Source organism: Corynebacterium sp. HMSC077D03, from assembly GCF_001808545.1.
In the GTDB taxonomy this organism is placed as follows: Bacteria; Actinomycetota; Actinomycetes; order Mycobacteriales; family Mycobacteriaceae; genus Corynebacterium; species Corynebacterium simulans.
The window spans coordinates 41,026-48,034 of record NZ_KV793653.1 but is presented as its reverse complement, the minus strand read 5'-3'; the positions used below and the strand labels follow the sequence as shown (position 1 = coordinate 48,034).

The 7,009-nt window shown below is 59.8% G+C and carries 9 protein-coding genes; 3 read left to right on the top strand and 6 right to left on the bottom strand.

Annotated features, from left to right (window positions below; genetic code table 11):
* Positions 1–229: 229 nt before the first annotated feature.
* The gene (locus HMPREF2888_RS00950; protein ID WP_061924324.1) at positions 230–1,507 is read right to left on the bottom strand and encodes a glutaminase; all 1,278 of its coding nucleotides are present in this window, start codon (positions 1,505–1,507) and stop codon (positions 230–232) included.
* A gap of 35 nt (positions 1,508–1,542) precedes the next feature.
* Here HMPREF2888_RS00950 and HMPREF2888_RS00945 point away from each other — a divergent pair, with 35 nt between their 5' ends.
* Positions 1,543–2,106: an isochorismatase family protein gene (locus HMPREF2888_RS00945; RefSeq protein ID WP_061924443.1), complete on the top strand. Its 564-nt coding sequence runs from the start codon at positions 1,543–1,545 to the stop codon at positions 2,104–2,106.
* Between the two features lie 22 nt (positions 2,107–2,128).
* Here HMPREF2888_RS00945 and HMPREF2888_RS00940 read toward each other — a convergent pair whose 3' ends face one another.
* Positions 2,129–2,407: a DUF3618 domain-containing protein gene (locus HMPREF2888_RS00940; RefSeq protein ID WP_061924326.1), complete on the bottom strand. Its 279-nt coding sequence runs from the start codon at positions 2,405–2,407 to the stop codon at positions 2,129–2,131.
* Between the two features lie 118 nt (positions 2,408–2,525).
* Between HMPREF2888_RS00940 and bcp the strand changes: the two genes are divergently transcribed.
* Both bcp and HMPREF2888_RS00930 read left to right on the top strand, forming a co-directional pair.
* Positions 2,526–2,996 carry a thioredoxin-dependent thiol peroxidase gene (gene bcp, locus HMPREF2888_RS00935; RefSeq protein ID WP_061924446.1) on the top strand — a complete coding sequence of 157 codons (471 nt, stop codon included), beginning with the start codon at positions 2,526–2,528 and terminating at the stop codon, positions 2,994–2,996.
* 8 nt (positions 2,997–3,004) lie between these two features.
* Positions 3,005–3,637, top strand: a complete 633-nt coding sequence (locus HMPREF2888_RS00930) for a TetR/AcrR family transcriptional regulator (RefSeq protein ID WP_070518067.1) — start codon at positions 3,005–3,007, stop codon at positions 3,635–3,637.
* Here HMPREF2888_RS00930 and HMPREF2888_RS00925 read toward each other — a convergent pair.
* From HMPREF2888_RS00925 to HMPREF2888_RS00910, 4 genes are read right to left on the bottom strand one after another with little or no spacing between them, the layout of a single operon-like run.
* On the bottom strand, positions 3,634–4,065 hold the full coding sequence (locus HMPREF2888_RS00925; RefSeq protein WP_061924333.1) for a holo-ACP synthase AcpS: 432 nt from the start codon (positions 4,063–4,065) through the stop codon (positions 3,634–3,636). The two genes, HMPREF2888_RS00930 and HMPREF2888_RS00925, sit on opposite strands and share 4 nt — an antisense overlap.
* An 11-nt stretch (positions 4,066–4,076) precedes the next feature.
* Complete coding sequence (locus HMPREF2888_RS00920; RefSeq protein ID WP_061924336.1) at positions 4,077–4,841, bottom strand: ATP-binding cassette domain-containing protein; 765 nt, start codon at positions 4,839–4,841, stop codon at positions 4,077–4,079.
* Positions 4,842–4,852: 11 nt separating this feature from the next.
* A complete protein-coding gene (locus HMPREF2888_RS00915; RefSeq protein WP_371326261.1) occupies positions 4,853–5,947 on the bottom strand; it encodes an ABC transporter permease in 1,095 nt (364 codons plus the stop codon).
* Positions 5,944–6,936: a substrate-binding domain-containing protein gene (locus tag HMPREF2888_RS00910; protein ID WP_061924340.1), complete on the bottom strand. Its 993-nt coding sequence runs from the start codon at positions 6,934–6,936 to the stop codon at positions 5,944–5,946. Before HMPREF2888_RS00910 ends, HMPREF2888_RS00915 begins: the two co-directional genes overlap by 4 nt.
* Positions 6,937–7,009 lie beyond the last annotated feature (73 nt).

Below are 7,009 nucleotides of genomic sequence, written 5' to 3'. Positions count from 1 at the left end.
AAAAAGACACACTTTTTGTCGTATATCCCTCGCCGGAATCGGCCACCCGCCTGGACTCCAAAAGCCGGCAACCTAGATGGTGAGGTCGATTTTCCAAATGGTGAGGAAAGGATGGTGAGGTCAGCCGTCACCAGCCCCACCAGTTAACACGCGCCCCATTGACTGCGGGGCGACCTCACCATTTGCCACTGCGGGCGCAGGAGGAGGCAGCACCACGCCACAGAAAGCGTTAGATTGGCTCGCCCGCAATCTGATAGTCCTCCGGGTCGCCAACTGGAACCTCGGTGCCGTCAGACATCTTGAGGTCCTCGAGCTCGTGGTCTGGGTCCACCAGCTCGATATCGAAGCCCGACTCGCGGATGCGGCGCAGGCCCTCCTTCAACATGCGGCGCCCCATGCGGTTAGTCGCGGTGACATTGGAAAGCTCCAAGACCACTTTGGCGGTGCTCAGGTCATAGCGCTCCAACTCGTGCAGGACGGTTTCCGCGGCGTTGAAGTTGAGCACGCCCTGCAGGTAGATAACCGTCGCGGTATCTTCGTCCACGATGCGGCGGATTGGCTGCACGCCATAGCGCTCCTCAGTGGACATCAGGTGCAACCCCATGTCCTTAGACAAAAGCTTGAAGGCTTCCACACCGCGCACGGAATTGCCCTCCTCATTCAGACGCGGCGAGAAGGTAGCCACACCCAGCTGGCCCGGCAGCGTACCCAGTAGGCCACCTGCCACGCCCGACTTCGCCGGAATGCCGACCTCCGCCATCCAGCGACCCGCGCCGTCGTACATACCTGCCGAGCTCATCAGCGCCAGCGTGAGGCGGCAAACGTCGGCATCTAGGATCTTGTCATCGGTTATCGGTTGACGGCCGCCGTTAGCCAGCGTCGCAGACATCACCGCGAGGTCTTTGACTGTCACGCGGATAGAGCACTGCCGGGTGTAAGTCAGCACCGCATCGTGGGCTTCATCCTCAATAATGTTGTAATTGCGCAGCATGTGCGCGAGCGCGAGGTTGCGTTCCGCGTTTTCAAGCTCAGAGCCGGAAACGCTTTCGTCAATATGCAGCTCATGACCCGCCAGGCGAGACATGTAGCTGCGGATACGCTCAACACGTTCATCGACGCCCGAGTCCACGCCGTTGATGAGCTGCGTGACCGCAATTGCGCCCGCGTTGATCATCGGGTTGACCGGGCGGTGGTCGTCGCGGTTCAAAGACAACTCGTTGAAGGCCTCACCGGAAGGCTCCATTCCCACAATCGAGCGCACCGCTTCCAGCCCCAGCTCCTGCAATGCAAGCGCATACACAAAAGGCTTGGAGATGGACTGCATGGTGAACTCGATATCTGCATCACCTGCCCAATAAACATGGCCAGTGGTGGTGCACATCGCTGCGCCTAGGTAGTCCGGGTTCGCAACCGCAAGCTCTGGAATATAGTCCGCTACTTTTCCGCGTTTATCATCACGGACATGGTCAAGGATTTCCCGTAAGTAAAAAGGAATTGGTGTTTTCATCTCGCTCTAGCTTACGGATGACTATGCTGGCCCGCATGAACAGCACTCCTCAGGTTCTTGTGATTGTGGACGTACAAAATGACTTCTGCCCCGGCGGAGCCCTCGCAACGAGTCGCGGTGATGCGGTAGCCCGCGGCATCGCAAAGCTTGTGCGTGAAGCGTCGTATGACGTCGTCGTGGCTACGCAGGATTGGCACATCGAGCCGGAGGGGCACTTTGCCACCGAGCCGGATTTCATCGATACCTGGCCTGTGCATTGCGTTGCAGACAGCCAGGGTGCGGCCATGCACGCTGCGCTTGCCGACGCCCCCATCGACGCCTACTTCCACAAAGGCGCCTACACCGCTGCCTACTCCGGCTTTGAGGCCGAGTGCACCGACGATGGAGCAAGCCTCGCGCAGTGGCTGCGCGACCGTGGCGTAAAGGGCCTCGACATCGTGGGGATTGCCACCGATCACTGCGTGCGCGCCACCGCTCTCGATGCATTAAAAGAGGGCTTTGGCGTCAACGTTCTAGAAAATTACTGCGCGCCGGTGAGCGAAGAGCGCGCAAAAAAGACCTTTGCCGAACTGCTAGAGGCAGGGGCAAAGGTCAGCTAAAAGCGGTTAAATCCGCGCCGAGTTAGCGGCGCTCAGCGAGCAGGCGCTGCAGTTCCTTCAGGTCGTTCTTGCGACGCTTGGAACGGAATACAGAAAAAGCGATAAGGCCAGCTACTGCTGCGCCAACGCCGGCGAGTGCCATCTGTACGTTGCGGTCCTGCAGCTTCTCGGTTGCGGCGCCCTTTGCGTCATCAACCAAGTTCTGCGGCTTGCTGCGATCCGCGAGCTCGTCGAGGGTGCTAGCCAGCTGGCGGCGGGTGCGCTCGATGTCGCGCTGAATGTCGTTAATGTCGCGTGCCACGTTGTAACTCCTGAATTTGTTTTCGCATTTATGGCGTTAATGGCTCAGCTTCCACCGAGTCAATCAAAGAATAAGTCTACAGTGTTTGCCCGCCGGTGTGCACGGTATGGTTGAGGGCATGACTGAAGCAAAGCGTTTGGAAATCGGAGATACTGCCCCCACCTTTACTTTGAGCGATGACGAAGGCAACTCCGTCAGCCTTAGCGATTACGCAGGAAAGCGCGTGCTTGTGTACTTCTACCCGCGCGCTAATACCCCGGGTTGTACCAAGGAGGCTTGTGACTTCCGGGATGCTTTCGAGCAGCTCAATGGTCTAGACATTGCCGTCGTTGGCATCTCCCCTGATAAGCCGGAGGCCTTGGCCAAGTTCCGCGCAGACCACGAGCTGAACTTCCCGCTGCTTTCAGATCCTGACAAAAAGGTCATGAGCGCATACGGCGCATTTGGTGAGAAGAAGAACTACGGCAAGGTAGTCCAGGGCGTTATCCGCTCCACCTTCTTGGTCGAGGCCGATGGCACCATCGTCCAGGCACTCTACAACGTCAAGGCCACCGGCCACGTGGCTCGCGTGATGAAGGGTCTTTCCTAAACAAACAGATGAGCACTAAGCAGGACACAGAGCTGCTGGTTCCCCGCCGGCGCCCCGCCCAAGCACGCAGCCGCGAGAAGTTCAATCGAATCCTCAAGGCTGCGCGAAGCGTGCTTGTCGACGTCGGCTTTGAGTCCTTCACCTTCGACGAAGTCTCCCGGCGCGCCGAGGTTCCCATCGGCACGCTGTATCAGTTCTTCGCCAATAAATACGTGCTCATCTGCGAACTAGACCGCCAAGATACCGCGGGCAACCTGGAGGAAATCCGCCGCTTCTCCGAGCATGTCCCGGCCCTGCAGTGGCCGGATTTCTTGGACGAGTTCATCGACCATCTGGCCCGTATGTGGCGTGAGGATCCTTCGCGCCGGGCAGTCTGGCATGCGGTGCAATCCACCCCTGCCCCCCGCGCTACCGCCGCCGATACCGAGCTGCAGATGCTCAAGCCCTTGGCGGATATCTTGGAGCCGCTTGCCCAGCAGATGAGCTATGACGAACGCATCGAACTTTCCGGTTTCTTGGTGCACACGGTGGTCTCCATGCTCAATTACGCGGCTTCGGGGGAGCCAGAGAGCTTTGATGACGTCGTGCGCGAAATCAAGCGCATGCTCATCGCCTATCTCTTCGCTGTAGCGACGAGCTAACCAGCTGAAGCAATCTGCAGCAGCACCGTCGCAGTGGCGTAATCACCATCGTGGCTAATGCTCAGCGAGGTGAAAAACTGGCCCAGGCTGGCTGCGGCGCGCTCGCGGATTGCGCCTTTAAGCGAGATAGCTACCCTGCCCCAGGCATCGGGCTGGACCTCAATTTCTGCCCAACGCACCTCATCTTCCGCAAGCACCGGCGGGCGCCCATAGAGGGCCTGCGACCACGCTTTGATGAAGGCTTCCTTTGCCGCCCAGCGTCCGGCCAAATGCTCAGCGCGGCGCTGTGGACTCGGCTTCGTCGCTGCCACGCGCAACTCCGTGGGGCTAAAGACGCCCTCGAAGCGAGTGCCTGGCAGCTCCAGCTGCTGGGCAAACTCGGAGATACAAACGAGGTCCGTGCCCACGGCGAAGGTTGCTTGGCTCATGGCCGCTTATTCTAGCTGGCCAACTCCGCCTTGAGGGTTTCCATCTCTGCGCCACCGGCCATCCACTTCGTCAGCTCTTCGACGCTCGCGTCGGCCTTGTCAGCGTTCAGTGCCACCTCGCCAAGGTTCAAGACCACGAAGCGATCTCCCACCAGGTAAGCGTGCTGCGGGTTGTGGGTAATAAAGACCACGCCCATGCCGCGCTGCTTGGCCGCCGCGATAAAGCGCAGCACCATGCCGGATTGCTTGACGCCTAGTGCCGCAGTCGGCTCGTCCAGCACGATGTAGCGCGCGCCGAAGTAGATGGCGCGGGCAATCGCGACCACCTGGCGCTGCCCGCCGGAAAGCGCCTCCAACTCGACGTCGATGTCGGGCAGCTCCACGCCCATCTGCGCCAGCTGCTCGCGGGCGATGGCGCGCATCTTATTCTCCTGCAGGCCGCCGAAACGGCCCGTGAGCTCTTGGCCTAAGAAGAAGTTACGCCAAACCGAAAGCTGCGGCACAAGTGCCAAGTCTTGATAGACGGTGGCAATGCCCGCGTCCAACGCGTCGCGGGGGTTAGAGAAGGTGGTGGGCGCGTCGTCGACAAGCAGCTGCCCGCCTGTTGGAGTGTTCAGGCCGGACAAAATTTTTATCAGCGTGGACTTGCCGGCGCCGTTATCGCCCAGCACGCACGTGACCGTGCCAGGGACCAGTTTCATGGAAATCCCGCGCAGCGCCTGAAAGTTGCCGAATGTTTGCTCAATCTCACGCAGCTCAATAGCTGTAGTAGTCATGATGGTCTGCCCTACTTTCGCTTGTTGAAATTAGCCACGGAACTATTGGTCAGCACCGCAAACAGCAACATGGCGCCGAGGAAGAACTTGAACCAGTCCGGGTTCCAGCCGGCATACACGATGCCTTGGTTGGTCATGCCGAAAATGACTGCACCAATAGCGGTGCCCACGGCCGTACCGCGCCCGCCAGTCATGGAGCAGCCGCCGATGACGGCCGCGATGATGTAGAGGAACTCGTTACCAATGCCTTGGCCCGCCTGGATGGAGTCAAAGGCAAAGAGGGTATGCATGCCGACGAACCATGCGGCGAAGCCGACGAGCATAAACAAAATCACCTTCACGCGGCGCACCGGAACGCCTACCGCGCGCGCTGCTTCTGCATCGCCGCCGACGGCAAAGACCCAGTTACCAAAGCGGGTCTTGTACAGCACGAAGGAGGCCAGCGCCACGAAGAAAATCCACCACAAGACGGTGGCACGAATGCTGAGTGTACCGATGTGGATGGTCCCGGCGAATATGGTCTGCGCTGTGGGAAAGCCCTCCATATCCGCAATGGACGGGGTGGCAACCTGGCCGGTAATCAGCTTCGTCACTGCGAGGTTTAAGCCTTGCAACATTAGGAAAGCAGCGAGAGTGATAAGGAAGGAATCAATCTTCGTGTGCACCACAAGCAGGCCATTTAAGGCACCGATGGAAAGCGCGACCAGCAGCGAGAGCCCCGCGCCTACCCAGGAGTTTAGGTGCAGGTTGTAGTTGAGCATGGTGGCCACCAGCGCCGCAGTGGTTACGGCAACGCCGGACGATAAGTCAAACTCGTTACCAATCATCAAAAGACCCACGGCGAGCGCGACGATGCCGAGCGTGGAGCTGGCATAGAGCACCGTGGAGAAGGCCTCCATCGAGCGGAACGAGGGCGCGACTGCCATAAACAGCGCGAAGATGACGAGCGCGCCGAGCACGCTGGCCAGCTCGGGGCGGCGCATGATTCTCGTACCCAGGCTGCGCTTGTGCAGCCTTCCATCCGCGCTTGGCGACGCCGTATTTTCCGCACCCTTTGCCGCATCTTTAGCCGCGGTGTTTGCTACTTGCGTGGTCCGAACTGTCATCGCAGGCCTTCCTTCGCAGATTCAGAAATCACGTCGACGTTGTTCTCGTCAACGAAGGATGGGCCGGTATAGACCGGGCGTCCACCGCCGACGGTCGAACCATTGCGGTGCGCAAGCCACAGCGCATCAACTGCGAGGTAGCCCTGCATATAAGGCTGCTGATCCACGGCCCAGGCGACGTCGCCTTGGGCGATGGCGTCGACAAGCTCAGCGTTGGTATCGAAGGTGGCGACCTTGGCGGATGCACCGGCGTCGGCAATAGCGTCGACCGCGCGAAGCGCGACGGGCGCCTGGAGCGCCATGACCCAATCGATGGACTTATCCTGAGCGAGCTTCGCGTTCAGCGTGGACTGCGCGGCGGTGAGATCCTGACCGTTGACGTAGAGCAGTTCCACCTTGCTGCCCTGCCCCTTCTTGAGACCCGCGCAGCGGTCCTCCTGGGACTTGTTGCCTTGCTCGTGGATAACGCACAGCGTGTGCTTCGCGCCCTGGGATTTCAGGCGCTCGCCCGCCTTGTTGCCAGCAACCTTTTCTTCTTGACCAAAGAAGGCGCTCATGCCGTACTTTTGATACTCATCCATGCCGGCGTTCAGGCCGACGGTGGGAATTCCAGCCTCGGAAGCTTTCTTGGCCACTGGGCCGATGGCGCCCGCGTTCGGCATGGTTACGGCGATGCCGTCGACGCCGGAATCGATGGCGGATTGGACGAGGTTAGCCTGGTTCGGTGCCTGCGGGTCGGAGGAGTAGCGCAGCTCGATGTTGTCTTTCTTGGCAGCGTCCTCGGCGCCCTTGCGGACCAAGTCCCAGTAGGTATCACCGGGGGCGCCGTGGGAGATCATCGACACCACGATGCGCTCGGTGTCCACTCCCCCGGCGAGGCCGCCTTCTTCGTCAGCACGCGGGGCACCACCAGTAGCCGAACATCCCCCAAGTGCGACTACCAAAGCCACAGTTCCCACAATCTTGTTTGCTTTAACGTTGAACTTCACTCTTGCATAGTGCCCCACCGCAAGCAGCTACTCAAACCCCATGACCTGCATCTTTATCGTTTCAGACGGAACA

What these genes read in the sequence shown, in the direction of transcription:
- HMPREF2888_RS00950 (WP_061924324.1), bottom strand. Translation starts at nt 1,507, where the DNA reads ATGAAAACACCAATTCCTTTTTACTTACGGGAAATCCTTGACCATGTC.
- HMPREF2888_RS00945 (WP_061924443.1), top strand. Translation starts at nt 1,543, where the DNA reads ATGAACAGCACTCCTCAGGTTCTTGTGATTGTGGACGTACAAAATGAC.
- bcp (WP_061924446.1), top strand. Translation starts at nt 2,526, where the DNA reads ATGACTGAAGCAAAGCGTTTGGAAATCGGAGATACTGCCCCCACCTTT.
- HMPREF2888_RS00930 (WP_070518067.1), top strand. Translation starts at nt 3,005, where the DNA reads ATGAGCACTAAGCAGGACACAGAGCTGCTGGTTCCCCGCCGGCGCCCC.
- HMPREF2888_RS00925 (WP_061924333.1), bottom strand. Translation starts at nt 4,065, where the DNA reads ATGAGCCAAGCAACCTTCGCCGTGGGCACGGACCTCGTTTGTATCTCC.
- HMPREF2888_RS00920 (WP_061924336.1), bottom strand. Translation starts at nt 4,841, where the DNA reads ATGACTACTACAGCTATTGAGCTGCGTGAGATTGAGCAAACATTCGGC.
- HMPREF2888_RS00915 (WP_371326261.1), bottom strand. Translation starts at nt 5,947, where the DNA reads ATGACAGTTCGGACCACGCAAGTAGCAAACACCGCGGCTAAAGATGCG.